Annotated in this window: 22 protein-coding genes; 6 read left to right on the top strand and 16 right to left on the bottom strand. The window is 37.7% G+C overall.

What is annotated here, in order from left to right; all coding sequences use genetic code 11:
• Positions 1 to 23: 23 nt before the first annotated feature.
• From accD to fabB, 6 genes are all read right to left on the bottom strand, one after another.
• Complete coding sequence (accD, locus tag ABXH06_RS00120) at positions 24 to 881, bottom strand: acetyl-CoA carboxylase, carboxyltransferase subunit beta (protein WP_311577369.1); 858 nt, start codon at positions 879 to 881, stop codon at positions 24 to 26.
• A 154-nt stretch (positions 882 to 1,035) separates the two neighbouring features.
• Positions 1,036 to 1,818 carry a tRNA pseudouridine(38-40) synthase TruA gene (gene truA / locus ABXH06_RS00125; RefSeq protein ID WP_353516875.1) on the bottom strand — a complete coding sequence of 261 codons (783 nt, stop codon included), beginning with the start codon at positions 1,816 to 1,818 and terminating at the stop codon, positions 1,036 to 1,038.
• A 236-nt stretch (positions 1,819 to 2,054) separates the two neighbouring features.
• Positions 2,055 to 5,408: a FimV/HubP family polar landmark protein gene (locus tag ABXH06_RS00130; protein WP_353516876.1), complete on the bottom strand. Its 3,354-nt coding sequence runs from the start codon at positions 5,406 to 5,408 to the stop codon at positions 2,055 to 2,057.
• Between the two features lie 239 nt (positions 5,409 to 5,647).
• Positions 5,648 to 6,664 carry an aspartate-semialdehyde dehydrogenase gene (locus ABXH06_RS00135; RefSeq protein WP_353516878.1) on the bottom strand — a complete coding sequence of 339 codons (1,017 nt, stop codon included), beginning with the start codon at positions 6,662 to 6,664 and terminating at the stop codon, positions 5,648 to 5,650.
• 25 nt (positions 6,665 to 6,689) lie between these two features.
• A complete protein-coding gene (locus ABXH06_RS00140; protein WP_353516879.1) occupies positions 6,690 to 7,835 on the bottom strand; it encodes a 4-phosphoerythronate dehydrogenase in 1,146 nt (381 codons plus the stop codon).
• A 510-nt stretch (positions 7,836 to 8,345) separates the two neighbouring features.
• Positions 8,346 to 9,557: a beta-ketoacyl-ACP synthase I gene (gene fabB, locus ABXH06_RS00145; protein ID WP_353516880.1), complete on the bottom strand. Its 1,212-nt coding sequence runs from the start codon at positions 9,555 to 9,557 to the stop codon at positions 8,346 to 8,348.
• 174 nt (positions 9,558 to 9,731) lie between these two features.
• Between fabB and mnmC the strand changes: the two genes are divergently transcribed.
• The gene (gene mnmC, locus ABXH06_RS00150; RefSeq protein WP_353516881.1) at positions 9,732 to 11,765 is read left to right on the top strand and encodes a bifunctional tRNA (5-methylaminomethyl-2-thiouridine)(34)-methyltransferase MnmC2/FAD-dependent 5-carboxymethylaminomethyl-2-thiouridine(34) oxidoreductase MnmC1; all 2,034 of its coding nucleotides are present in this window, start codon (positions 9,732 to 9,734) and stop codon (positions 11,763 to 11,765) included.
• A 45-nt stretch (positions 11,766 to 11,810) separates the two neighbouring features.
• Here mnmC and ABXH06_RS00155 read toward each other — a convergent pair whose 3' ends face one another.
• Complete coding sequence (locus ABXH06_RS00155; RefSeq protein ID WP_353516882.1) at positions 11,811 to 12,722, bottom strand: LysR family transcriptional regulator; 912 nt, start codon at positions 12,720 to 12,722, stop codon at positions 11,811 to 11,813.
• Between the two features lie 105 nt (positions 12,723 to 12,827).
• On the opposite strand from ABXH06_RS00155, the gene ABXH06_RS00160 reads away from it, so the two are divergent.
• Complete coding sequence (locus tag ABXH06_RS00160; RefSeq protein ID WP_353516883.1) at positions 12,828 to 13,355, top strand: NADPH-dependent FMN reductase; 528 nt, start codon at positions 12,828 to 12,830, stop codon at positions 13,353 to 13,355.
• A 32-nt stretch (positions 13,356 to 13,387) separates the two neighbouring features.
• Here ABXH06_RS00160 and ABXH06_RS00165 read toward each other — a convergent pair whose 3' ends face one another.
• From ABXH06_RS00165 to nhaA, 4 genes are all read right to left on the bottom strand, one after another.
• Positions 13,388 to 13,651 (bottom strand): YfcL family protein, encoded by a 264-nt coding sequence (locus ABXH06_RS00165; RefSeq protein WP_311578884.1) that lies wholly within the window; start codon positions 13,649 to 13,651, stop codon positions 13,388 to 13,390.
• A 48-nt stretch (positions 13,652 to 13,699) separates the two neighbouring features.
• Positions 13,700 to 14,833, bottom strand: a complete 1,134-nt coding sequence (locus ABXH06_RS00170) for an ATP-NAD kinase family protein (RefSeq protein WP_353516884.1) — start codon at positions 14,831 to 14,833, stop codon at positions 13,700 to 13,702.
• The gene (locus tag ABXH06_RS00175) at positions 14,820 to 15,371 is read right to left on the bottom strand and encodes an elongation factor P hydroxylase (protein ID WP_353516885.1); all 552 of its coding nucleotides are present in this window, start codon (positions 15,369 to 15,371) and stop codon (positions 14,820 to 14,822) included. The genes ABXH06_RS00170 and ABXH06_RS00175 overlap by 14 nt, the downstream gene beginning before the upstream one ends.
• Before the next feature lie 82 nt (positions 15,372 to 15,453).
• The gene (nhaA, locus tag ABXH06_RS00180; protein ID WP_311577508.1) at positions 15,454 to 16,644 is read right to left on the bottom strand and encodes a Na+/H+ antiporter NhaA; all 1,191 of its coding nucleotides are present in this window, start codon (positions 16,642 to 16,644) and stop codon (positions 15,454 to 15,456) included.
• 251 nt (positions 16,645 to 16,895) lie between these two features.
• Here nhaA and ABXH06_RS00185 point away from each other — a divergent pair, with 251 nt between their 5' ends.
• On the top strand, positions 16,896 to 17,366 hold the full coding sequence (locus ABXH06_RS00185) for an Lrp/AsnC family transcriptional regulator (RefSeq protein WP_311577511.1): 471 nt from the start codon (positions 16,896 to 16,898) through the stop codon (positions 17,364 to 17,366).
• A 23-nt stretch (positions 17,367 to 17,389) separates the two neighbouring features.
• Here ABXH06_RS00185 and ABXH06_RS00190 read toward each other — a convergent pair whose 3' ends face one another.
• The 5 genes from ABXH06_RS00190 to grpE all read right to left on the bottom strand — a co-directional run bounded on the left by ABXH06_RS00190 (position 17,390) and on the right by grpE (position 23,298).
• A complete protein-coding gene (locus ABXH06_RS00190) occupies positions 17,390 to 18,139 on the bottom strand; it encodes a substrate-binding periplasmic protein (RefSeq protein WP_353516886.1) in 750 nt (249 codons plus the stop codon).
• Positions 18,140 to 18,213: 74 nt separating this feature from the next.
• Complete coding sequence (locus ABXH06_RS00195) at positions 18,214 to 18,882, bottom strand: hypothetical protein (protein ID WP_353516887.1); 669 nt, start codon at positions 18,880 to 18,882, stop codon at positions 18,214 to 18,216.
• A 192-nt stretch (positions 18,883 to 19,074) separates the two neighbouring features.
• Positions 19,075 to 20,211 carry a molecular chaperone DnaJ gene (gene dnaJ / locus ABXH06_RS00200; protein WP_311577521.1) on the bottom strand — a complete coding sequence of 379 codons (1,137 nt, stop codon included), beginning with the start codon at positions 20,209 to 20,211 and terminating at the stop codon, positions 19,075 to 19,077.
• A gap of 275 nt (positions 20,212 to 20,486) precedes the next feature.
• Positions 20,487 to 22,409: a molecular chaperone DnaK gene (gene dnaK, locus ABXH06_RS00205; protein WP_311577524.1), complete on the bottom strand. Its 1,923-nt coding sequence runs from the start codon at positions 22,407 to 22,409 to the stop codon at positions 20,487 to 20,489.
• Positions 22,410 to 22,662: 253 nt separating this feature from the next.
• Entirely contained in the window at positions 22,663 to 23,298 is a 636-nt protein-coding gene (gene grpE / locus ABXH06_RS00210) for a nucleotide exchange factor GrpE (RefSeq protein ID WP_353516888.1), read from the bottom strand.
• Between the two features lie 181 nt (positions 23,299 to 23,479).
• Here grpE and nadK point away from each other — a divergent pair, with 181 nt between their 5' ends.
• The 3 genes from nadK (at position 23,480) to recN (ending at position 26,871) form a co-directional block, all read left to right on the top strand.
• Positions 23,480 to 24,361 carry an NAD(+) kinase gene (nadK, locus tag ABXH06_RS00215; protein WP_311577531.1) on the top strand — a complete coding sequence of 294 codons (882 nt, stop codon included), beginning with the start codon at positions 23,480 to 23,482 and terminating at the stop codon, positions 24,359 to 24,361.
• Positions 24,362 to 24,761: 400 nt separating this feature from the next.
• On the top strand, positions 24,762 to 25,130 hold the full coding sequence (locus ABXH06_RS17860) for a transporter substrate-binding domain-containing protein (protein ID WP_432280207.1): 369 nt from the start codon (positions 24,762 to 24,764) through the stop codon (positions 25,128 to 25,130).
• Between the two features lie 73 nt (positions 25,131 to 25,203).
• Positions 25,204 to 26,871, top strand: coding sequence for a DNA repair protein RecN (gene recN, locus ABXH06_RS00225; RefSeq protein WP_353516889.1), 1,668 nt, complete (start codon positions 25,204 to 25,206; stop codon positions 26,869 to 26,871).
• Positions 26,872 to 26,957: the final 86 nt, after the last annotated feature.

Consider the following 26,957-nt stretch of genomic DNA (forward strand, 5'->3'; position numbering starts at 1 on the left):
TTAATTAGTGTTTATTTAAACAATTAACTCACTTTTAAATCGTATCCAGTAAATTTAGCTAATAAACGCGCTAAGGTATCACGCATTTCACGACGATCAACAATCATGTCGATTGCACCTTTTTCTAACAAGAATTCACTACGCTGAAAACCTTCGGGTAACTTTTCACGAACAGTTTGTTCGATAACTCTAGGACCAGCAAAACCAATTAAAGCTTTAGGCTCAGCCACGTTAACATCACCAAGCATTGCTAAACTCGCCGAAACACCACCCATAGTTGGATCCGTTAATACCGAAATATAAGGTAAGCCTTTTTCACTCATTTTAGCTAATGCAGCACTGGTTTTAGCCATTTGCATTAACGAAAACAACGCTTCTTGCATACGAGCACCGCCACTTGCTGAGAAACAAACAAATGGCAAGTTATGTTCGAGACAGTATTCAACCCCTTTAACAAATCTAGCACCGACAACAGATGCCATTGAACCACCCAAAAATGAAAATTCAAAAGCTGCAGCTACCACAGGCATACCGTGTAATTCACCTTTCATCACTACTAATGCGTCTTTTTCACCCGTGCTTTTTTGTGCCGCAGAGAGGCGATCTTTATAACGTTTTGAATCTTTAAATTTAAGAATATCTTGCGCTTCAAACTCTTCGCCTAATTCAATACGTTCACCAACATCTAAAAAGCCTTCGATACGTTTGCGCCCACTGATTCTCATATGATGATCACATTTTGGACAAACCGACATTTGGCGCTCAAGTTCAACTTTATATAATACCGCATTACACGAATTACATTTACTCCAAACCCCTTCAGGGATATTACGCTTTTGGGTAGATTTTGCTTTCGGGAGAATTTTTTCAATCCAGCTCATAATTTCACTTAGCCTATGCACGAAAATCATTTAACAACTCATTTTGAGCCATTAAATATTAAAATTTTAATATTATCTAAATATAACCACTAATTAGAGCATATTTTACGGTATTTTGAATACAAAAAACTGGTCTGTTTTGTGTGTTTTCCTGTTATTCTAAAAATAAAGGACCTAATTGTCGTTTTGGGATATTAAATTCAGCCGGATAATCAACATCAACAAAATACAAGCCCTCGGCGGCGGCTGTCATCCCTGCAACACAACGATTCTTTGCTGCTAGCACTTCACTTATCCAGCTTACGGTTTCTTTTCCTTGCCCCACTCTCATTAAGCTTCCTGCAATATTCCTGATCATATGGTGCAAAAAAGCATTGCCTTTAACATCAAGAATTAAATAGTCACCTTGCCTACTTACATTACAGTGGGATAACGTTCTTACAGGTGAATGTGATTGACAATGCACTGTTCGAAAAGAGGTAAAATCATGTTCCCCAACCAAATATTGCGCGGCTTGGTGCATTAACTTTTCATCTAACGGGTAATGACAAAAGCTTAAACCATGACTGAGAATGGCAGAACGGAGCCTTTTATTATAAATAATATATCGATAACGCCTTGCTGTGGCACTAAATCTCGCATGAAACGATTCACTGACTTCCTGCACCCAAGAAACAGCTACATCTTGCGGAAGATGAGTATTAACACCTAATGTCCATGCCACATCTTTGCGCTTATTGTTGGTATCAAAATGCACCACTTGATTAGTAGCATTTACCCCTGTGTCTGTTCGACCAGCACAAACCACTTCAATAGGTTCGTTGGCAATTTTAGATAACGCAGTCTCTAATGTTTGCTGAACACTGACTACCGATTTTTGTCGTTGCCAGCCGCAATATTTACTTCCGTCGTATTCAATGCCTAAGGCATAGCGCATAACTTTCAAAACCTGTGTTAATTTTCGCGCATTATCTACTATTTTTAATGGTATTGCGAGTCGCGACTATCACGTTTATAACATTTATAACAACGACGACTATTGGATAATAAAAAACGGATATTAGCTCATAGCGAGGAAAGAAAAAGACAGGTGATAAAATTACTTTTTGATCACTAACGGTAAACAAAAAAGCAGCTATTTAAGCTGCTTTACTTCTATAGTTTAAACAAGTGTTAATTCATACTATCTAACAATTGTTGTGCTTCAAATTGTTGTTCTGCATCACCTATTTTAACCACATCTTGTAGGATCACTTCAGCATTTTCATTGTCACCAATTTCGATATATACTTTTGCTAAATCAAGTTTTGCAGCAACTCCGTTATCATCTTCTTCATCGACATCTATTTGATTTATATCACTGGTAAACTCAGGGAAATCACCTAAACCAACATCAATATTGGTTTGATCATAAGGCTCTTCTTTTTCAGTTGAGTCTGAAAGTGTATCTGATATTAATGAATCGACGGAAATAAAATCATCCTGACGCTTTTCTACTTGCTCCGATGTTTGCTCAGTGGTGTCATCATCTAAACTTTCAATACTGTCTGCAATTTCAAAATCATCTGATAAATCAAAGTCTTCATCGCTTGAAGTTGGTGCTTCTTCTTCAATATTAGCCAGAAGCTCGTCGAAATCTAAACTGTCTAACTCTTGAATATCATTGATTTCAGTTGCTTCAGTTTTTTCAACAATTTGTTCAGTTTCTTCTTCCTGATTGTCATCCGCCAGTAAATCCGCTAAAACGTTGCTATCAGTAAAATCTGGAGAAAGCTCAACTTGTGAGGTTGTTTGTTCATCATCCTCATCATTTAATAACTCGGTTAATGTCGACTCATCAAAATCACTTGAAATATCATTTAGAATTTCATCGTCAATAGGCGCATTAACATCAGCTGATTCATCCGTTGTAACCTCATCACTTATCGTATCGCCTAAATCATCGCCAATATCTAAAGATGAAAGTTCATCCTGATGATTATTATCGGCAACATCGGCAATCAGCGCATCTATGTCAATATCATCCTCGTCAGATATTGCTTCTTCTTGATGGGTAGCTTCGTTTGTAATTTCTTCTTCAGCTGAAGTCAAATCACTAAAGTCTGCAGATAAAAATGGCGCAACATATTCTTCAGAAAAATTGTCTATCTGCTCGTGATTTTTCGTATCTAATTCCGAATCATTATCACTTTCATCATTGCTCTTATCTTCTGCAGACTCTTCAATAGCAGAAGATTTTTGGGGTTCAGGAGCTGAATCCCCCGTCATTGAAGCCAGTAGCGCATCTATATCATCTGGATCGGTTAATTCGGCATTATCAGGTATTTCATCCACCGCACTTTCAGCTGCTTCGCTGGCAGTTTCAGACTCAGGCGCACTTGCCATTGAATCCATCAGCGCGTCAATATCATCTGGGTCGGTTAATTCGGCATTATCAGGTATTTCATCAGCCGCACTTTCAGTTGCTTCGCTGGCTGTTTCTGGCTCAGGCGCACTTGCCATTGAATCCATCAGCGCGTCAATATCATCTGGATCGGTTAATTCGGCATTATCAGGTATTTCATCCACCGCACTTTCAGTTGCTTCGCTGGCTGTTTCTGGCTCAGGCGCACTTGCCATTGAATCCATCAGCGCGTCAATATCATCTGGGTCGGTTAATTCGGCATTATCAGGTATTTCATCCACCGCACTTTCAGTTGCTTCGCTGGCTGTTTCTGGCACAGGCGCACTTGCCATCGAATCCATCAGCGCGTCAATATCATCTGGGTCGGTTAATTCGGCATTATCAGGTATTTCATCCACCGCACTTTCAGTTGCTTCGCTGGCTGTTTCTGGCTCAGGCGCACTTGCCATCGAGTCCATCAGCGCGTCAATATCTTCTGGGTCGGTTAATTCGGCATTGTCGGGAATGGCATCCACCGCACTTTCAGTTGCTTCGCTCGCAGTTTCTGACTCAGGCGCACTTGCCATCGAGTCCATCAGCGCGTCAATATCATCTGGGTCGGTTAATTCGGCATTGTCGGGTAATTCATCGGCAGACTCTGAGGCTTTCGTCGATTCAGGCTCATCAGTCTCAATTTCATCAATAATACTATCAACATTTAGCACATCATCAGTATCTTGACTTTCATCTTCATCACTAACATCAAGCAATAAATCATCTAACGAGCCTTGATCTAACATACCGCCTTCAAGAGGTTCAGCTTCTTCCGCTTTTTCATCTGTAAGATCATCGTCTATATTTGATAGAAGTGAATCTAAATCGCCTTGATCTAATTCTCCGCCTTCAAGCTCTTCAGCTGGTTCATCAATATCTAACGATATTTCTTCTAAATCATCGAGATCATCAAGGTCATCAAGATCACTCAAACTATCATCTAAATGAATAACTTCATCATCATCAAGAAGATCATCATTGAGTGAATCTAAATCAGCACTTAATAAGTCATCACCACTATCTTCCGATAAATCAATAGATAACTCATCATCTAATGATAATTCGTCATCTAACGACAGCTCATCATCTAAAGATAATTCATCGTCTAATGATAAAGAATCCTCAGCTTCTTGAGTGGGTTCAGATTTGGTTTCTTCTTTTGCTTTACTCTTTGCTTCAACCGATTTTTCTGTGTCGTTGCCTTCATGCTCTGTTTTTTTCTTTCGACGTAAGAAAAATACGACAGTGCCGATAATAATGGCCGCAGGGATACTCCCCATTAAGACAAGAAACCATGCACTCGTCATAAAGTTATTTTTTTCTAATTCGGCTTGTTGTTTTTCTAATAATAATTCTTGCTCTCGCGCCGCGGCTCTTTCTTCTTGTTTTAAAAGCAAAGCTTGCATTGCAGACAGTTGTTCTTTTAATTCATCAACTTCTTTAGCGGACTCTTGTTGAATAACTTCTAACTGTTCATTAAAGTTAGACAGTTGTTTATCAACCACTTGATTTTCTTTGAGTAATGCTTGTAAACCATCGATTGAATCAGAAACGTCATTTTGAATATTTTCTAAACGTTCTTTTTGAGAGTTATCATAGGTTTGTAATTTATCGTTAATCTCACTTTTTGCTAATTCTAAATCTTTTTTCTGGACACTCTGCTCAGGTGGTTTAGTCTCCTTTATTTTTTCAACGACTTTTGATTGCCACGTTTGATCGTCTTGATCAGATTTTTGTCGCGCAGTATAAGGGTTAATTTGTGCAATTTCAGATTTTGATGGTATGGCAAGATATTGACCATCAACTAAATGATTTAAATTGTTATCTTTAAAAGCCGCAGGATTTTTTTGATACAGCGCTTGCATCACTTGATAAATAGTAAGGCTAGGATCAGGGCGCACTTGTAAAGCTATATTCCATAAAGTATCGCTTGAACGAATAGGTCCATATCGTTCAAAAGGAAAAGCGTCCATACTTTTAGGACCGCGAATACGAATACCGCCTTCTTCTAACGCGAATGAATTAAGGCTGGTTGTACTAATGCTGATAAATATAACCTGCCACAGGCACAGGCGTAACAGTCGTTGCATTAAGATTTCCTAATTATTTTTATAGTTAGCCAATTGTTTGACTCGTCCAAGTACTGAAAAAACAAAGCAAAAATTATTCCAATGTCAAAACAGCGTATTTTTTATATCAATAGGTTTTATTTATTGAACCCTTTTTATAACAAAAAAACTCGTCGTTAACTATAACGACGAGTTTTTATTTTTCTTTAATAAATCTTGAACTTAGCAATAGCTAAGTGATTTCAGCATAATAGATTTTATTATAGATGCTCTTTTATTAATAATTCTGCGATTTGTACGCTATTTGTTGCAGCACCTTTACGAACATTATCGGCAACAATCCACATATTTAAGCCATTGTTATGGCTAATATCTTCACGGATACGACCAACATAAGTGTCGTCTTTACCGCTCGCATCACTAATTTGAGTTGGGAAGTCTTCGTCATTTTCACAAACAACAACACCAAGCGCCTGTTTTAATAATTCTTTCGCTTCTTCAGCCGAAATTGGAGACTTAGTTTCAATATGAAGCGCTTCAGCATGGCCAAAAAATACCGGTACACGAACCGCTGTAGGATTCACACGAATGCTGTTATCACCTAATATTTTATTGGTTTCCCACACCATTTTCATTTCTTCTTTGGTGTAGCCATTATCTAAAAACACATCAATTTGCGGGATCACATTAAAAGCAATTTGACGAGAAAAGTTTTTCGTTTCTACCGGCTTACCACTTAATAAATCAGCAGTTTGTTTAGCTAATTCATCCATTGCAGATTTACCGCCACCCGACACTGACTGATATGTACAAACATTAATTCGGTCAATACCAACAGCGTCTTGAATTGGTTTAAGCGCTACCATCATTTGGATGGTTGAACAATTTGGGTTGGCTATAATATTACGGTTACGATAATCCGCTAAAGCACTAGGGTTTACTTCTGGAACAACTAATGGAATATCATCTTCGTAACGAAATTCTGAAGTATTATCAATCACCACACAGCCTGCTTCACCCGCAATAGGGGCAAACTTTGCAGAAGTACTACCACCGGCTGAGAAAAAACCGATTTGGGCAAGACTAAAGTCAAAGGTGTCAGCATCGATCACTTCAATATTTTCGCCATTGAACTCAATTATTTCACCCGCAGAACGAGCACTTGCTAATGGATATAATTTATTAATAGGAAAGTCTCTTTCTTCAAGAATTTCCATAATTGTTTTACCAACTAAACCTGTTGCACCTAATATGCAAACATCAAATTTCTGTGTCATGCCCTTCTCTCTTTTACGCTTCTATTTACTGCTTACTGCTTTTTCGAAAACCGAGTTGATATAAAACATCACTCTCTATTTGTTTTGTCATCGCTATTTGAATGGCCGAAAATTCCCTGCGAGCTGGGTAAGTTTTACGAATATAATCAAATGAATGACAATTTACATGTTGATAGCCTATTTGTTGACGGAAAAGGCCATCGTCACGACGCACATCGTAAACTATTTTCACCAGTTGGTTTAGTAAAATTTCATCAAATTGTTGGTTTATTTCAATTTGATTGATACCTGATTCAGGTAAGAAATTTTCTAATGATTTTTCTTCACGAACCTCCAAATGTTGACATAATGCACGATAAAGCATTTCCGTACCACGAGCTTTTCCTTCTAAGCTATAACCAGCAATATGAGCAGTGGTGATTTCACAAAACGGAATTAACTCTTGCAAAATATTAGGCTCATTTTCCCAAACATCTAAAACAAGTTTCAGTGGATGTCCTGATTGCTTTAATCGCAATAACGCCTGATTATCTATCACTTCACCGCGACAGGCATTTATCAAAATTTGTTCGGCAGTTAATGCGGCTAAACGTTGTTCATCTAGAAGATGATAAGTTGGATGTTCGCCTTGGGTAGTTTTAGGTACATGTAATGAAATAACATCACAGCTTAACGCTTCCTCTAAAGTAACAAAATTTCGCTTATCAGAAGCATCTTGCTCAAGGTAAGGATCAAATAAGACATGCTGGATCCCTAATGCGGTTAATTTTTCACTCAATCGACTGCCCGTATTACCTGCACCAACAATACCTACCGTCATATCCAATAGTTTGAATTGATAACGTTCAGCCAATACAACTAGTGCAGACAGGACATATTCAGCAACAGACACAGCATTACATCCAGGGGCGGAAGTAAAGGCGATATTTCTCGAATCTAAATAATTTTTATCAATATGATCAAAACCAATGGTCGCTGTCCCTACGAATGTTAAGGCATGATTTTGCTTTAACAAGGTTTCATTAACCTGAGTAATAGAGCGCACTAACAGCACATCAGCATTGGCAACTTGCTCTGCAGTAAGGTCACGACCTGAAAATGGCGTTAACTCACCAAAGTCTGCAAAAAATTCTGCCGCAAACGGCATATTTTCATCATAAAAAATATTCATTTAAGTAAACACTTATTTTAGTTTTCACTACTAACTTGTTTCAACATTGTATTTTTCAAATCGACGTGCATAAATGCACTAATGGTTTGAAAGGCAGGAAGCATGTACATACACGTTCCTGTTCATCCATGAATCCGCGATATACCGTACATCCTGTACATACACGCTCCTGTTCATCCATGAACCCGCGATATACCGTACATCCTGTACATGCACGCTCCTGTTCATCCATGAACCCGCGATATACCGTACATCCTGTACATGCACGCTCCTGTTCATCCATGAACCCGCGATATACCGTACATCCTGTACATACACGCTCCTGTTCATCCATGAACCCACGATATACCGTACATCCTGTACATAAAAAAGCCACTGTAAAGTGGCTTAATGTAATAACGAATGAATTCGCAGTTATTTAAGTCTGTAACAAAGAAGAAACACGGAATTGATGACTATCAATGAGTATTTCTGATGCTGTTACAACGAAAAATAGCAAAGAATTAATCGTTATTTATATTTTTTCATTACTAATGTGGCGTTAGTCCCACCAAAACCGAAACTATTTGACATTACTAAATCAAGTTCAGCTTCACGAGCTTCAGTGACAATATCTAGGCCTTGTGCTTTTTCATCAAGCGTATCGATATTAATAGAAGGTGCTATAAAGTTATTTTCCATCATTAATAAAGAGTAAATCGCTTCATGAACACCCGCAGCACCTAAAGCATGACCTGTCATGGCTTTAGTCGCACTGATTGCCGGAGAATCATCACCAAACAATTCTTGAATAGCACCTAATTCTTTAACATCACCTACTGGCGTAGAAGTACCGTGAGTATTTAAATAATCCACTTTACCTTCAACACCTTCCATCGCTTGTTGCATACAGCGCACTGCGCCTTCGCCACTTGGCGCAACCATATCGTAACCGTCAGAAGTTGCACCATAACCGACGATTTCAGCATAAATATGTGCGCCACGTGCTAATGCATGTTCTAATTCTTCAACAACAACCATACCGCCGCCGCCTGAAATAACAAAACCATCACGGTCAGCATCATAAGTTCGAGAAGCTAACTCTGGTGTATCATTACGACCCGCTGATAATGCGCCCATGCCATCAAACATCATTGCTAATGACCAATGTACTTCTTCACCACCACCAGCAAAAACGACATCTTGTTTGCCTAATTGAATCAGCTCAACAGCATTGCCAATACAATGGGCACTTGTTGCACAAGCTGAACTAATTGAATAATTCACACCTTTAATTTTAAATGGGGTTGCTAAACAAGCAGATACTGTACTACCCATTGTTTTAGGTACGGCATAAGGGCCAACACGACGAATACCACGATTTCGTAAAGTGTCAGTTGTTGCAACAACATTTTCTGATGATGCGCCACCTGAGCCAGCAACAATACCGGTACGGAAATCAGAAACTTGTTCTTCTGTCAATTTAGCATCAGCGATCGCTTGCTCCATTGCAACATAAGCATAACCAGCAGCATCTCCCATAAAACGGAAGGCTTTACGATCAATATGATCTTTTGGTTCAAGTGAAGGTTTACCCCATACTTGGCTACGTAAGCCTTGTTCTTCAAAGCTGTCCGCTTTAGTTATACCTGAACGGCCTGCTTTCAAAGACGCTAAAACTTCTTCAGCGTTATTACCGATACTTGATACAATTCCTAATCCGGTGATGACTACTCGTTTCATTTAATTAACCATTTAAAATTTATAAAAATCGGGCATATCATACAGAAATTTACCCGGAAACTGGTCTGCTGAGTGTACACGTGTACTCTCATTTATTCAAACCATGACAATGTTGATGAATTATAGGTAAAATAGTCCTTGTGTATAGTGCTATTTATAAAAATTGATCATAAAGTGACCTCTATCAATAAAATAACGTTTCGAGACGACGGCTCTCCTTATTCTGAAAAATTTAACGACATATATTTTGATACCGAATCAGGATATCAGCAGAGTGAACACGTGTTCATAAAAGGCAATAATATTGCTGAAAATTTAATCAGAGGAGCAAAAGAATTTACCATTGCTGAAACTGGTTTTGGCACAGGGTTAAACTTTTTACTAACGTTAAAATTATATAAAAAGCTCGCGCAAAGTCACCAATTGCCTGTGTTGCATTTTATTAGCACTGAAAAATATCCACTCACGAAAAAACAATTAGTAAAATCACTAGCCAGCCTAAACGCTTTAACTGATGAAAAAGTCGAGCTGATTGCCTGTTATCCTGATTCGCCCGTGTATCTATCTGAACTTCAAGGCGAGCTACAACCTAGGCAAAAAGCAGAATGTTTGTTTTTTGATAATAGAATAAAGTTAACCATTTTCTTTGATGATTCCACAGCTGCGCTTAACGCGATAAAACTACCTAGAAAACAACAAGGACTCGTCGATGCATGGTATCTCGACGGTTTTTCACCCGCTCGAAACCCAGAAATGTGGCAAGACGCACTATTTGCCGAAATGGCTCGATTATCAAAACCACAAGCAACCGTCAGTACCTTTACTATTGCCGGTTTTATTCGACGAGGGTTAGAGCAAGTTGGTTTTCGGTTAGAAAAAAAACAATACTTAGGCAATAAAAATGAAATTTTAACCGGGAAATATCAGCAAAATAAACTTCAAGGTAAAGGTTACCAATTAAGACCACAGATCACTAAACCACAACATGTCAGCATTATTGGCGGAGGGATAGCATCAGCATGTGCGGCTTATTTATTAACGAAAAACGGCATCAAAGTTACCCTTTATTGTAAAGATATAAAAATCGCGCAAGGAGCGTCTAGCAATGCTATCGGAGCTTTGTTTCCACTTATTCATCAGCAACAAGACGACATTAGCCTGTTCTATCAAAAAGCCTTTTCGGTTGCATTAAACTTTTATAATGAACTTGACGCTCAAGGATATCATTTCAGCCATAATTGGTGTGGTTTACTCGAAATTTCATATAAATCGTCTTTTGAAAAGCGTCAACAAGCATTTGACAAAATTCAAGCTTGGCCAAATGAATTAGTCACCAGTATGGATAAATTACAAGCGAGCCAACAAGCACAAATTCCTTTAGAGCATGGCGGGTTGTTTTTTCCTCAATCAGGTTGGATAGCCCCACAAGAATTAGTCGAACAATTACTCAAAGCGGCGGCTCACACGAATCGTTTACGCATTGAAACCTCGACGCAAGTTTCGAGTATTTCACAACAAGATGACGACAGTTGGCGATTAAAAACCAATAAAGGCGAGTTTAATGCTTCTGTTCTAGTGTTTTGTGGTGGTGCTGACGGCATAAAAATAAACACAATCGATGACTTGCCTTTAAGTTCAGTAAGAGGCCAAATTACCTCAATGAAAACCAATAAACATCTTGGCAAATTGAATACGGTGATTTGTCATAAAGGTTATTTAACGCCTGAACATAAAGGAATACATTGTATTGGCGCCACTTTTGATAAAAACAGTTTTGATACTGTACCTCGAGACGAGGATGACCTGTATAACTTAACCATGTTAGAAAAGTGCTTACCCGAATTAAGCGCTAATATATCATCATGGCAGTTATCTGACATAGTAACCCGAAAAGCACGTTTACGCTGTATGACGCCTGATCATTTGCCAATAGTTGGCGCCATGCCAAATATAAAGGAACATATCGCAAATTATCAGCATTTAGCGAAAGATAAAAATTGGCGATTTTATCAACCAGCACCCCAGATTAAAAATCTGTATCTGTTAACGGGTTTGGGTGCTCGAGGGCTTTGTACTGCCCCTTTATTAGCACAAATTTTAACCGCTGATTTGACGGGCGCACCCTATCCAATTGATAGTGACATGCTCTTTAACCTCTCACCGAATCGTTTTGTGATCCGAGATATTATTAAACGAAAATATAGCTAAGCAAAAATTGAATTTTGTCTATATGACAGTCCAAAGCAGTTAATTTCAAAGGGATTCATTTGGCAGCTCATTGACAATAAAATCAATAAAACACCTAATTTTAGGCGACAAATATTTGCGACTTGGGTAAACCACAAAAACATCAATGGCAGGCTCTTGATAATCACTAAAGAGCACTTCTAACTGGTTATTTTTCAAAGTATCTTCTAATGCAAATTCTGGCAAACGTACTATTCCATGACCATCTAACGCCATTTTTAATTCAAGTTGTGCGCTATTACAAAGCAGTTTAGACTTCACATCAACCACAATCATTTTGTCATTCAATGTGCGGTAAACCCATTTATGTGGCAAGCGTAAATTACTATAACACAAGCAGTTATGTTCAGATAATTGGCTAGGATTTGTAGGTCGACCATATTTTTTAAGGTATTCAGCTGAAGCAACGGTTACTCCTTTTGATTGAAATATTTTTCGACAAATCAGGCTTGATTCTTCGAGCTGTTGAGTCGCCCTGATCACTAAATCGAATCCATCTAATACCACATCAACTTGTCTATCATTAAAATCAATGTCTAAGCTCATTAACGGATAGTGCTGAAGAAATTTCGATAATACAGGCTGAAGATAATTAAGGCCAAAACTAACAGGACAGCTGATTTTTAAAACACCTTTAATGGTTTCTTGGCTTTGATCTAATTCGCCTAAAGCTTGTTCGGCATCGTTTACCATTTGCTGACATTGTTGATAATACACTTCCCCTTCAGAGGTCAAACTAATAGATCGCGTAGTCCTGTTCAATAACCGCACTCCTAATCGAGCTTCTAATTTATTGACTTCTTTACTGATATATGAACTTGAATGCCCCGTTTTTTCTGCGGCAGCACTAAAGCCACGACAATTAACCACCTGGGTAAAAATTACGATACCATCAAATAAATTTGTATTAGAAGCCATTTGGAAACAGTTTATCCTTAAAAGTGATATTAATTACATATAACACTTAATATATACTAGCGCTAGTTTACAAAACAACCTGAATAACTTAAGGAGTTAACTATTATGAAAATATTAACCTTTGCCGCGAGTAGCAGTAGTAAGTCTATCAATAAAACCTTAGCTACCTATGCAGCTTCTTTGGTAAAAAGTGCAGATGTTGAAGTGTTAGATATCAATGACTATGAAATGCCTTTATTTAGCGAAGATAAAGAAGCTATATTAGGGCAACCGAAGGAAGCAAAAGCTTTCTATCAAAAAATAACGCAAGCAGATGCACTGATCATTTCATTTGCCGAGCATAATGGTTCATATACTGCTGCTTACAAAAATTTATTTGATTGGACGTCGAGAATAAATCAAAAACTTTTTCAAAATAAACCTATGGTTCTATTAGCGACATCACCGGGCCCTGGAGGTGCTGCAACCGTATTAAATGCAGCTGTAACATCAGCGCCATATTTTAATGGCGATGTAAAAGCCTCTCTTTCGATACCTAGTTTTTACGATAACTTTGATGTAGCAAAGAATACATTCTCGTCACAAGAGCTACTCACGAAACTAACTGAAGCGGTATCAAGTCTGAGTAAATAATTTGTCAGATTATTTCAGGTAATAAGAAACTCTTAAACGAGTAAAGTTTTTTGTAAACTTAACCAGTAATTATTCACAATGGCATTGTCTTGGGGAGTCAACTCAGTTTTAGCTTTGCTGAGCTCCTCGCTGACACGATCACAAAGTTCAACACTAATGACTTGGTTTTCATCGCCAAATTGAGCGGCGACTAAGGCGATAAAACCTCGAATATAACTACTGGCAAATAAAGTATCACTGTCAGCTTCTTCTGCTACTAATTCATCAAAATATTGATATAACGCTTGTAAATTCATCGCTTTCACGCATGTATCCTTTGTATGATTATTTTGTTAGGTTGACTTTTATTGTGGGCTAGCAACAGGATATAACACTTGATCATGATACCCTGTCGTTACTGTCATAAAACCAGCGAGTAAATTATCCACATCACTATCTCCGGTATCAGCAATCAGCGGTCTTGATTGCAGAGCGCTAAGTTTGGTTTTTGTGGCAATAATGATAATATTTTCTTTACCAATCGCTTTTATTACGCGAGGACTCAATTGCTGATTACCACGTCCAAATATATGACCTTGACCACCAATTAAGGTGATCACCAACTTAACGTTTGTCGCTGAGTTATCTTGAAGGTATTGCCATAATTGAGGTTCAGTAACATCATTTGCCAATAACCTTTGTTGTTGAACCAAATCAACCCCTAAAAGGGTATTTTCTAATCCTAACTCTGCCATTAAATAAGCGGTTGTTGATCCTGAGCCAATTATAAATAACTGTTCATCCATTTGATTAATAACATCAGCAGCAATGTCTTGTAACACCAATTCATCAGACTCTTTCCCACCCGATTTAACCGCTTGAATATAACGTAGCTCACATGGCACTTTCATTTCACCAAATCGTTTGGCTTTTACAATACCTTGACGAAATAATGATTCGTCAATATCCATCACATCCGCTTCTGTTAATGTAACCAACTGGTTTGTCACCATCATTTCAACTACTCGCCCTGCCGCTTTCGGTGTAACAGCATAAACACCTGAATGTATTTTACAGCCTGCAGGCACCCCTAATACAGGAAAAGTGCCACCAACCATATGACAGACGTTTCGTGCAGTGCCATCACCACCGGCAAATAACAATAAATCTATATCTTCCGCTAATAAAGCTGTTACGGTATCTTCAGTATCTTGCGAAGTTGTATCAACTGACGGGGCTTGATAAACCACTTTGACTTTAAAACCCAAAGTACGAGCGATGTCTTCCCCCATCAATGCATTTGCAGTGTAAATTTCAATATTCTCTTGATAAGGGACTAAAATTTCTAACGCTAATTTAGCTCTGTCATTTGCTTTTGCTTGAGCACCTAATAATTTAGCTTTATCAGCAATCCCTTCCCCGTCACTCCCTTTTAAGGCAACACTACCGCCAATACCGGCAATAGGATTAATAATTAAACCTAGTTTAAATAGACTCATATGACTCTTTTTCATAAATAAATTGTTCTATGCTAAGTGGTAAAGTAACCTGATAAAAAGTCGCCAATGCCTCGATAAATTGTTGCGCGCGTGATGGAAAGCCTTGTTGAATATACACTTTAACTTGTTGGTAAACCGCATGTTTAAATTGAACCGTATTCGCCTGTGCACCGTTTAAATTATCCGCAGAAACAGAAAATGCTTTTCCTGAAGCGACACAAAAAGCCCATTCAATTGCTTGTGGCTTAATTTCAACTTGCTCAAACCGTTTTTGTTGCTCGGCATTTCGTCCATCAGGTAAATACCAATAACCAAAATCTTCTAACAGGCGACGAGCCTCACCCGCTAAACACCAATGAGAAATCTCATGAAGTGCGCTCGCAAAAAAGCCATGAGCAAAAATAATTTGATGATAACTACATTGTTCACTCGAAGGTAAATAAAGCGGTTCATCACCACCTTTTACTAATCGAGTATTATACGTTTGATAAAAGCATTGCTCGAATAACTTTATCAAATCCTGATAGTCGTGTTTCATACGGCAAATGAATCGAAGAAAATTGTCGGTATTTTAACGAAAATTGGCGACAAAAAACATCGCCAATTTTATCACTAAAGATTTATTTTTTTTCAGGTGAATTAGGTAAGTGTTTTACCGCGCTATTAATTAATAGGTAGCCGCTGATCCCAGAGATAAGGGAGCCGACAACTATGCCTAATCTATCTTGAAAAAGCGGACTTGTCGCGTCTTGCTCGAAAGCAAGTGAACCAACAAATAAACTCATGGTAAAGCCAACGCCACATAACATAGCAACGCCATATAACAAGGTCCAATTTACATTATCAGGCAACTTTGCCATACCGAGTTTAATTGCTATAAAACAAAAACCAAAGACACCAATTTGTTTGCCAACGACTAAACCTAAAATGATCCCAAGCGGTACAGGGGATATAATTTGTTCTAGACCGACACCGCTGAAATTGATCCCTGCATTAGCAAAAGCAAAAATTGGCAAAATAATAAACGCAACTAACGCGTGTAAATTATGTTCAAGAGACTTTAACGGTGAAGGCTCGCCTTCTTTGCCTTTAATAGGAATAAATAATGCTAATATAACCCCAGCTAATGTGGCATGAACACCTGATTTTAACACGGCAACCCATAAAATAATGCCGATAAAAATATAAGGGGCGGTATCGGTAACCCCTTTACGATTTAACATAAATAAAAGTGTTAACATTACTGCCGAAATACTCAACGATAGCAACGACAATTGTTCCGTGTAAAAAAATGCGATAACAATTATTGCGCCTAAATCATCAAAAATCGCCAGTGAAGTTAAAAATACTTTCAGCTGTAAAGGCACTTTCGAACCAATAATCGCTAAAATTCCTAATGCAAAAGCAATATCAGTTGCCGTAGGTATTGCCCAACCATTTAACGCAACTGGATTATCATAATTAAGCATGGCGTAACAAAGCGCCGGCACTAACATACCACCGATAGCACCTATTGCTGGCAAGGTAATTTGTCCTGGCTCTGATAAGTCACCTTCTAGAAATTCTCTTTTCAGCTCTAAACCTACTAAGAAGAAAAATAACGCCATCAGTCCATCATTAATCCACAATAATAAAGGCTTAGCTATTTCAAAGGATCCAACGGCAATTACTACAGGAATATTTAGCAGCATGTCGTAATAAACTGACCAAGGAGAATTAGCAACAATCATGGCAAAAATTGCCGTAACCATCAGAATAATCCCACTTGATGCTTCTAACTTTAAAAAATCTTGAATTGACTTAATTGGCATAAAACCTCAATTTTCCACTGCTTTTATTTGCGACATAATATGTCACAAATACGCGTGATGATCATCCATTTTTTACTAAATAGCTTAGTTCAACTCAATAAGAAAAAACAATGGCGCGTCTTTAATTCGGAATAAACTGACTTTATCGATAATAATTTCTTTTATTATCTGTTTTCACTGGTTTTTCAAACAATAATAAGTGTAGTATGCAATTAATAATCAGATGTAAATGAATGAGTAAACAATAACAAATGAAAAAATTAGACGAAATCGATTTACGAATACTCACCATTCTTTATAAAAACGCAGATATCACCAATAAAGAATTAGCGTCGCAAATAGGCATTGCGCCATCTACCTGTTTAGAGCGTGTGAAACGAATGAAAACAAATGGCATTATTAAAGGTGCTTTTGTTGATATTAACTTTAAAAGTATTGGCGGGAATATAGAAGCGATTGCCGCGATACGGCTGCAACCTTACTCAGAGGAAATCGTCAATAAATTACGAGACGACTTATTGAAACTACCAGAAATAGTCAGTTTATATCATATGGGGGGGAGTTATGATTACTTTATCCATATGTCCGTTAGAGATAGTGAACACTTACGTCAATTTGTCTTTAATGCCGTAACCTCAAGAGATGAAGTGACAACTGTTGAGACCTCTTTAATTTTTGAGCATAGCCGAAGTGGCGTTTTACCTAATTTTGAAGAGGAATAGTTATTCTCAATAACAACAAAATCTTATTCTTTTTTTGCTTGGTGAGTATAAGTGTATTTGGCTAAAAGTTTATCCATCTCACCACTTTCTTGAAGCGCTCGAATATGATCATCTAATAATTGTTTTTCACGAGTAAATTCAGGCCGTAAAATAATATTGAGGGGTACACTGCTTATTGGTTGATTGGCATGATAAAGTTGTTTGCCCTCAAAGAAGGGCAATTGCATAATATTGATGGCATTAAATTCGTTCATCACTAAATAATCACAGCGTTTTTTAAACAGCATTTTTAACATCGATAAATGGTTTGATGCATCGACTCTCATTAGTCGTTTACTGTCAAAATAAGAATTTAGCTTTGGATAAAAATAACTTTTTCTCGTACATACAGTGTTAATTTTTTTAGACTCGGCAAGAGAAAAGTTTTCGGGGAATTCACGAGGACTGTATAAAAAACTTCGGTGCTGATGAATTGGAATCGTTGATATCACCTTTTCTGGTTGTTTCAGCCAAGCCACACTTAACATCATCATGTCAGCTTTGTTAGCATATATTTGTTCTTCACTTCTTTTTCGACTATTTGAAACAAACCGATAATTGAGCGATTGCATGCCATGTAATATATCAGGGATCACTCCTACGTATGAATTTTGATCATGATCAAAATACAAGTAAGGTAGTGACCCAGGATCATTTACCACAAATAAAAGTTGCTCATCTGCTTTAGCCAATAAAGTAAATAAACAACTACAAAACACCATAAATCTAAGCAAAATATTCTATTCCCTTAAATAAAGATTATTGGCACTATTTTCAGTAAAATTTCTAACGATAAAAGTGACAAAATCTATAAAACAGAAAAGTCTTGGCTCTCATAATACAAAGGCGTCATAGTTCCACAATTGACAAATTTATACAGTAATTCATTTTCTTTAGGAACGGCAGAGCTGGTATTAAAACGGCCTAAGCAGCCCGCTTCTACATCAATATGAAGAATATGATCATAGCTAGGGGCTTTCTGGATGCGATGTATATATAATTTATTATTTTTATTTATGTTTACAACATCATACTCTTGTTTATTCGAAGAATCGGTTAAGTCCACCATGTCTCTGACATACATCAATTTAGCAAAGGTAAGTGGGATATTTTCATAGACAAGCATGCCATCTCGCTCAAAATGCCCTGAATATACATCGGCATTAATCACCATTTTTTCACCGCGCATAAGTCGTTGCAAGTTAAATGGTTTAGGTTTAATAGTGACTAAATCCCCATCCCTGACACTTTGTAAAAGTGCTAAATCTTTATTTTCAAGTTTATAAATTAGTTGTACGTTATGAGGCTTATGATACAAGGGAAGATGAGAAGCATAAATACTCGATGATTTCGTAAATAATACCATACCATGAACTCCTACATAGCCTGGATCTAACGGCGGTAATTCCGCAGCTTCCTCTGCAGACAAAGTAAAAGAACACATGAAACTTACGACAATAAATAATATTTTGGCCATGAAAAATACTTCTGTAGGATTACTAATTTATATTAAATTATCCAAATATTCCCTTAGCAAAAATAGGCAACATTGGAAACATTGGAAACATTCAACGATTCAAGATTGAGTATAGAACAATTTAATACGCTAAAAAAAGCCATAGAAAATTTATTTTCTATGGCTTTAATTTTTTGACTATTTCTGAAAGACTTAACTTTTTAAATCATCAAAAAAGTTTTTTACGCTGTCGAAAAATCCAGTTTCTTTTGGGTTATGCTTGGTTTGATTTTTACCCATTTTTTCTTCAAGTTGACGCAATAAGTCAGCTTGATCACCGGAGAGATTCACGGGAGTTTCAATTACCGCTTTACACATTAAATCGCCCGTCGCATGACTTCTTACTGATTTAACACCTTTACCTCTTAAGCGGAACATTTTACCTGTTTGTGTTTCTTTAGGTATTTTCAGTTTAACTTTACCGCCAAGGGTTGGCACTTCAATTTCACCACCTAAAGCTGCAGTCGTAAAACTAATTGGCACTTCGCAGTATAAGTTATTTTCTTCACGAACAAATATCGGATGATCTTTAACATGCACTTGCACATACAAATCACCAGCTGGCGCACCATGCTCACCTGCTTCACCTTCACCTGATAGCCTAATACGATCGCCTGTATCAACACCTGCAGGTACTTTCGCATTAAGGGTTTTAGTTTTTTCTACTCGACCTTGACCACGACAAGAAGTACAAGGGTCGCTAATGACTTTACCTTTACCTGAACAAGTTGGACACGTTTGTTGCACTGCAAATAAACCTTGGCGCATTTGTACTTGGCCGTGGCCATGACAAGTCGAACAAGTTTTAGCACTTGTGCCTTTTTTCGCTCCAGAGCCATCACATGGCTCACAAGCGACATAAGTCGGTACTTTAATTTCTACAGATTTACCTTTTACGGCATCTTCTAAGCTCATTTCAAGGTTGTAACGTAAATCACTACCACGACGTTGACGAGATTGACCACCGCCACGTCGACCGCCACCAAAAATATCACCAAAGATATCACCGAAAGCATCACCAAAGTCTTGACCACCGCCAAAGCCGCCACCACCGTGACCACCTTGTTCAAAAGCAGCATGACCATATTGATCATATGCCGCACGCTTTTGATCATCACTTAGAATTTCATAAGCTTCTTTAATTTCTTTAAACGTCTCTTCTTTCGATTTATCACCTTGAGTACGATCGGGATGATATTTCATCGCTAAACGTTTATAAGCTTTTTTTATTTCTCTTTCGCCAGCATCTTTTGTAAGGCCAAGCGTTTCATAATAATCGCGTTTTGACATAATTCTCTTTACTTCACATCTATTGATATCAATTTGGTTAATTACTTATTGGATAAAAAATAACTAATAAAATTAATACGTTAGCAAGAATAATAAAACAGAATAAAGCGCCGATAACGATCGACGCTTTATTATTTATCAACCTTAATGAACTAAGGTTGTAAAGCTTTAAGCTAGTTAGTTTCAGTACAAGGCGGAAGCACGGAGCTTGGTTTACCAAGTGAGTACTTCCAACGCAGTAATGGGACTAACTAGCGATAAGCTTTTCAGCCGACTTATTTGTCGTCCTTAACCTCTTCAAACTCAGCGTCTACTACATCATCAGCTGGAGCTGCGTCGCCTTCAGGAGCTGCACCTTCTGGTGCGCCACCTTGTGCTTGAGCTTTCGCTTGTGCAATTTCCATTAACTTAGCTGAAGCTTCGATAACCGCTTGAGACTTAGCTTCAATCGCTTCTTTATCATCGCCTTTTAAAGCAGTTTCAAGTTCCGCTAATGCCGCTTCGATTTTCTCTTTATCTTCTGCAGGTAAATCATCACCGGCTTCTGTAATTTGAGTACGAGTAGCGTGGATCATGCCGTCAGCTTGGTTACGTGCTTGAACTAGTTCTTCAAACTTCGCATCTTCATCAGCATTTGCTTCCGCGTCACGTACCATTTGTTCTACTTCATCGTCTGATAAACCAGATGAAGCTTTAATGGTGATTTTTTGTTCTTTACCTGTGTTCTTATCTTTAGCCGTTACATGTAAGATACCATCGGCATCAATATCGAAAGTTACTTCGATTTGTGGTGTACCACGTGGCGCTGGATCAATACCTTCAAGGTTAAATTGACCTAAAGACTTGTTAGCCGAAGCTTGCTTACGCTCACCTTGTACAACATGCACAGTTACCGCCGCTTGGTTATCGTCAGCTGTTGAGAATGTTTGTGATTGCTTCGTTGGGATAGTGGTATTTTTATCGATAACTTTCGTCATCACACCGCCCATTGTTTCAATCCCTAATGATAATGGCGTAACATCTAAAAGAAGTACGTCAGTCACATCACCAGAAAGTACACCCGCTTGAATTGCTGCACCAGAAGCTACTGCTTCATCAGGATTTACATCTTTACGAGGCTCTTTACCAAAGAACTCTGACACTGCTTTTTGAACCATTGGCATACGTGTTTGACCACCAACCAAGATAACATCATTCACATCACTTACTGATAAATCAGCGTCTTTAAGTGCTTGTTTAAGTGGTTCTAATGTAGCTTTAACCATATCTTCAACAAGTGATTCTAGTTTTGCACGCGTCACTTTAATGTTCATGTGCTTAGGACCAGAGCCATCTGCCGTAATGTAAGGTAGGTTTACATCAGTTTGTTGTGCAGAAGAAAGTTCACATTTCGCTTTTTCTGCAGCTTCTTTCAAGCGTTGCATTGCTAATGGATCTTTTGTTAAATCCATGCCTTGGTCTTTTTTGAATTCTTCAACTAGGTAATTGATTAAGCGGTTATCAAAATCTTCACCACCTAAATGCGTATCACCGTTAGTCGCTAATACTTCAAAAGTGTGCTCACCTTCAACTTCATCAATTTCAATAATTGAAATATCGAATGTACCACCACCTAAATCATAAACAGCAACAACTTTATCGCCTTGTTTTTTATCCATGCCGTAAGCAAGAGCAGCAGCCGTAGGCTCGTTAATAATACGTTTTACATCTAAGCCCGCAATACGGCCAGCATCTTTCGTTGCTTGACGTTGTGAGTCATTGAAGTAAGCAGGAACTGTGATTACCGCTTCAGAAACGGTTTCACCTAAAAAGTCTTCTGCCGTTTTTTTCATTTTCGCTAAAACTTCTGCTGAAACTTGTGGTGGAGCTACGTTTTTATCACGTGCCGTTACCCAAGCATCACCGTTGTCTGCTTTAACAATACCAAAAGGCATAATGCCGATATCGCGTTGCACTTCACTATCATCAAAGCGACGACCGATTAAACGCTTAATAGCAAATAATGTATTTTTAGGATTTGTTACTGATTGACGTTTAGCTGGTTGACCCACTAACGTTTCACCATCTTCTGTATAAGCGATGATAGAAGGTGTTGTACGATCGCCTTCTGCATTTTCAATAACACGTACTTTGTCGCCATCGAGTACAGCAACACATGAGTTTGTTGTCCCTAGGTCAATACCAATAATTTTGCCCATCTTGAGGATCTCCGAATACTAAATTAAATTAATCTGTTGTTGAAAACTAAATTGGGGGCGAGAAAATTGTTTTCAACTCTTTTTGTTAAAAAAAGTAAAAAAAATGACATATTTTTTGAAAATAACAAATAAAGCAGAATTACAGGCAAATTTACACAAATCCTGCGTGCTTTTCTCGAGCGTCTTATTCAATGTAAACCCATAAAAAAACCAGACATCATGTCTGGCTTTTCTGGGTGCTTATACATTGAATTTATGCTGAAGTATCTACGGCAGGGGCAGCTTTAGATACCATCACCATTGCTGGACGAATTAATCGACCATTTAATTCATAACCTTTTTGCATTACCGCAATAACAGTATTTGGCTCAACACCTTCAACTTCTTGCATCGACATCGCTTGATGAAGCTCAGGGTTAAAAGGTTGATCTTGAGGATCAATCGCTTTAACACCAAACTTCTCTAGTCCTGACAATAAACCTTGCAGAGTTAAATTAACGCCTTCAAAAGTAGCTTTTTGCTCTTCAGCTTCCGCATCAATGGTTGCTAAACCACGTTCTAAGTTATCCACGACAGTTAACATTTCAGCGGCAAATTTTTCTAATGCAAACTTGCGTGCTTTCTCAACGTCTTGTGCACTTCTTCGACGCACATTATCAACTTCTGCTTTTGCTCGAATCACCGCATCTTTTTGATCCGCTACTGTAGCTTGAGCTACTGATAAAGAGAGCTCTAATTCATTTATTCTTTCTTGCTCAGGACTAATATTATCAGCGGCTGCATCTAACTGCACTTCAACTTGCTCTTCTGCTTCACCAATAATTTCTGCGGCTAAATCTTCTGCTGAAATTTCTTCAGCACTCTTATTCTCTGTAGACTTGTTAGTCATGAAAAACTCCAAGATAAATCGTAAAATGCGACTAATTAAAACTAATATTGTGCTAATTATGGGGGCTTGTTTAAATGATTCAAGAACAAATGTGAAACATTTATAAAAAAGTCAACTTTACAAGTTTCCAAAATAGCGCCAAACTGCTGTTAACCGTGTAAAATCCCTAATTATAGCGAATATGAGTAAACTATATAAAACAATCGGCTTAATTGGTAAGCCAAACCATAAGGGAGCAGGCATTACTATTAATGCTCTGTACCAATTCCTTTCAACGCAAGGTTATCAAATTCTTGTGGAAAATTCGGTAGCGAGTGCTCTCGAATTTAATGATATTAATATTCGTTCAGTCACTGAAATAGGTGATCAAGCAGATCTTGCCATCGTTGTCGGTGGCGACGGTTATATGTTAGGTGCCGCACGCGTTTTATCTTGTTATAACATCGGTGTTTTAGGGGTTAACCGCGGTAATTTAGGTTTTTTAACTGATTTATCGCCGGATGATATCAACGAACCATTAACTAAAATATTAGCGGGTGAGTCTCGTTCAGAACAACGATTTATTATCGAAGCTGAAGTCTATCGCCATGGCAAACTAAAAAGCTCTAATAGTGCGGTTAATGAGGCAGTATTGCATGCGGGTAAAGTTGCTAGCATGATTGAATTTGAAGTGTATATCGACGGCAGTTTTATGTTTAGCCAACGCTCAGATGGTTTAATCGTTTCAACACCTACTGGTTCAACGGCTTATTCAATGTCTGCTGGCGGACCTATTCTAACCCCAAATTTAAATGCATTGTCCTTAGTGCCAATGTTCCCCCATACATTAACTAGTCGTCCGATTGTAGTTGACGGGAATAGTGAAATTAAATTAGTGCTCGCTAATGAAAATTACGAAAACTTACAAGTCAGTTGTGACGGCCATGTTATTTTAGCTGTGATGCCTGGTGATGAAGTGATCATTAAAAAGAGTAAAAATACCCTTCGATTAGTGCATCCCCTCGATCATAATTATTTTAATGTTTTAAGAAGTAAACTAAGTTGGGGACATAAACTTTATTAAAAAAATAAACACTCTGCGTGCCGCCAGTCTTTTCCTCGTTCTACTTGTAGGATTTACTTCAGGTATCGCCAAGTGTGGTCAATCACCAAAGATTGATATAATTTGGGCTACTGACTCGTGGGAAGGTTTTACAAATCGCGACGGCACGGGTATTTATCATGAAATTTTTAATAAAGTTTTTGAGCACTCCCCTTACAACGTATCCGTACAGTATTTACCTTGGAAAAGAGCATTAAACCAAGTCGCCATTAATCAAGCACAAGTTAGTGGCGCTTTACCTAAAAGTGACAAATATCTTTTTGCCGACCTTCCTATTTTAACTCAGCCTTTAAGTATTTTAACACGCGCAAAACAACCTTTATCGTTAACTCAGATTAAAACCTTAGTTGGTGTATGGCCTTTGACATATACCGAACAATTGATGCAATCTGATATCTCGCAATTTTTAGACGGAATTACTGCACATTATAGGGCTGATGCAATGGCTTTGTTGCAAAAAAACAAAGTAGATTATTATTTGGATATTAGATCCATCCTAGAACTTCATTTAGCTAGTTTGCCGATAGAGCAGCAAAGTCATTATCAGATTCAAGATTTATCAACATTAAATTTATATTTAATTTTTAGTAAGGATGAACAAGGTATCGCGCTAAAAAAATATTATGATACAACCACAAAACAGTTATTAGAGCATAATACCCTCCAAGCTATTTATAAAAAATATAACCTTTCTATAAAAGTTGATGATAAAACCATCACGGAAAATTAAAATAATTATTGCAAATAATCTAAACACTGTATAAATTAACACCTAAGTATTTATACAGTGATTTGGGTTGGTTATGTTATTACATTTAAACATTCAAAATTTTGCAATTGTCCGAGCGTTAGATATTGACTGGCGTAATGGGATGACTACCATTACAGGCGAAACCGGCGCAGGTAAGTCGATTGCCATAGATGCATTAGGGTTATGTTTAGGCGATCGTGCAGTCACTGATGTTGTTCGACCTCATTGTAAAAAAGCAGAGTTGTCAGCCACTTTTGACATCAACAATAATAAAATAGCAAAGCAATGGTTAGAAAAAAATGACATTTCATTTGACGATCAAGAATGCATACTTCGCCGATTGATCTCTGCCGAAGGAAGATCTAAAGCATTTATAAATGGCAGCCAAGTACCTTTAGCGCAACTGAAAGAAATCGGACAATACTTGATCAACATTCATGGCCAACATGAACATCAATTAATAGTCAAAGCTTCACAACAACGTCAGATATTAGATGACTATGCAGATCATAAAAATTTAATCGAAACCTTGCAGTATTATTTTAAGCAATGGCAAACATTAAATCATGAATGCAACAAGTTACAAGAAAGCCAATCTCAACGAAATGCCCAACGTCAATTATTACAATATCAAGTCAATGAACTGGATGAATTTGCCTTAGCTGAAGGCGAATTTGAACAACTAGAAACGGATTACAAACGACATAGTAATAGCCAGCAACTATTAGATATTTCTTTACAAGCATTACAAGATTTGTCCGAAAATGAACAATTTAATATTACAGATAGTTTAAGAACGACTTGTGAACAAATTAATCATCTCGCTAGTTTAGATCCAAATATTAAGCCGTTGGCTGCACAACTTAATGAGAGTTTATTACAACTAGAAGATGTAAATAGCGAACTAAGACATTATTACGAGCGTTTAGAGTTAGACCCACAAACCTATCAAATCATTGAGGAGCGATTTTCAACCGCGGTTCAATTAGCAAAGAAACATCATGTTCCCCCAGAGAACTTAACTAAATTTCACCAGCATTTAAAACAAGAATTAGCATTGATCTCAGGCGATGAGTCACGTTTAGATAATATTTATCAAGAAATTGAAACCGCAGAAGCTAATTACATCTCTAGCGCAAAAGCGTTAACTCAATCTAGAGTTTCAGCTGCCAAGACCTTAAGTACAAAAATTACGGAAAGTATGCGCGAACTAAATATGGAACACGGCCAATTTCAAATAAGTGTGACTCAAAACGAAAACGAAAAACTCACCTCTCATGGCTTAGATGATATCAACTTTTTAATTAGTTTAAACCCAGGTCAACAATTAGCCGCCATGAATAAAGTAGCCTCAGGAGGCGAGCTATCAAGAATAAGCCTAGCGATGCAAGTGATCCTTGCAGACAAAGTTATAACGCCAACGTTAATATTTGATGAAGTTGATGTTGGTATTAGCGGACCAACAGCCGCAATGGTTGGCACAAAACTGCAACAATTGGCAACCAACACCCAAGTTATTTGTGTAACTCACTTGCCCCAAGTTGCGTCTAAAGGGCATCAACAATTATTTGTGACGAAACTTACTGATGGTGAACATACAGAAACAAAAGTTACGGAACTAAGTAACGATGGCCGAGTCCAAGAAATTGCTCGCTTGTTAGCCGGTGATAAAATTACCGATAACAGCATTGCAAATGCCCAAGAATTACTAGCAAGCTGAACAGAAAGTGAAATAAACTAAAAAACTTTTGTATCTGATGGCTGGCTTAGTTATTATCCCCGTTCACAGTTTATAGGATAAATACA

This window comes from Thalassotalea sp. SU-HH00458, from assembly GCF_040362795.1.
Taxonomy (GTDB): domain Bacteria; phylum Pseudomonadota; class Gammaproteobacteria; order Enterobacterales; family Alteromonadaceae; genus Thalassotalea_H; species Thalassotalea_H castellviae.

Excerpts from the sequence above, each read along its gene's own strand:
- recN (WP_353516889.1), top strand. The coding sequence starts at position 25,204 with ATGTTATTACATTTAAACATTCAAAATTTTGCAATTGTCCGAGCGTTA.
- ABXH06_RS00185 (WP_311577511.1), top strand. The coding sequence starts at position 16,896 with ATGAAAAAATTAGACGAAATCGATTTACGAATACTCACCATTCTTTAT.
- ABXH06_RS00195 (WP_353516887.1), bottom strand. The coding sequence starts at position 18,882 with ATGGCCAAAATATTATTTATTGTCGTAAGTTTCATGTGTTCTTTTACT.
- ABXH06_RS00135 (WP_353516878.1), bottom strand. The coding sequence starts at position 6,664 with ATGACACAGAAATTTGATGTTTGCATATTAGGTGCAACAGGTTTAGTT.
- nadK (WP_311577531.1), top strand. The coding sequence starts at position 23,480 with ATGAGTAAACTATATAAAACAATCGGCTTAATTGGTAAGCCAAACCAT.
- ABXH06_RS00160 (WP_353516883.1), top strand. The coding sequence starts at position 12,828 with ATGAAAATATTAACCTTTGCCGCGAGTAGCAGTAGTAAGTCTATCAAT.
- ABXH06_RS00165 (WP_311578884.1), bottom strand. The coding sequence starts at position 13,651 with ATGAATTTACAAGCGTTATATCAATATTTTGATGAATTAGTAGCAGAA.
- ABXH06_RS00140 (WP_353516879.1), bottom strand. The coding sequence starts at position 7,835 with ATGAATATTTTTTATGATGAAAATATGCCGTTTGCGGCAGAATTTTTT.
- truA (WP_353516875.1), bottom strand. The coding sequence starts at position 1,818 with ATGCGCTATGCCTTAGGCATTGAATACGACGGAAGTAAATATTGCGGC.
- fabB (WP_353516880.1), bottom strand. The coding sequence starts at position 9,557 with ATGAAACGAGTAGTCATCACCGGATTAGGAATTGTATCAAGTATCGGT.
- dnaJ (WP_311577521.1), bottom strand. The coding sequence starts at position 20,211 with ATGTCAAAACGCGATTATTATGAAACGCTTGGCCTTACAAAAGATGCT.
- grpE (WP_353516888.1), bottom strand. The coding sequence starts at position 23,298 with ATGACTAACAAGTCTACAGAGAATAAGAGTGCTGAAGAAATTTCAGCA.
- nhaA (WP_311577508.1), bottom strand. The coding sequence starts at position 16,644 with ATGCCAATTAAGTCAATTCAAGATTTTTTAAAGTTAGAAGCATCAAGT.
- dnaK (WP_311577524.1), bottom strand. The coding sequence starts at position 22,409 with ATGGGCAAAATTATTGGTATTGACCTAGGGACAACAAACTCATGTGTT.
- ABXH06_RS00175 (WP_353516885.1), bottom strand. The coding sequence starts at position 15,371 with ATGAAACACGACTATCAGGATTTGATAAAGTTATTCGAGCAATGCTTT.
- ABXH06_RS00170 (WP_353516884.1), bottom strand. The coding sequence starts at position 14,833 with ATGAGTCTATTTAAACTAGGTTTAATTATTAATCCTATTGCCGGTATT.
- ABXH06_RS00130 (WP_353516876.1), bottom strand. The coding sequence starts at position 5,408 with ATGCAACGACTGTTACGCCTGTGCCTGTGGCAGGTTATATTTATCAGC.
- accD (WP_311577369.1), bottom strand. The coding sequence starts at position 881 with ATGAGCTGGATTGAAAAAATTCTCCCGAAAGCAAAATCTACCCAAAAG.
- ABXH06_RS00155 (WP_353516882.1), bottom strand. The coding sequence starts at position 12,722 with ATGGCTTCTAATACAAATTTATTTGATGGTATCGTAATTTTTACCCAG.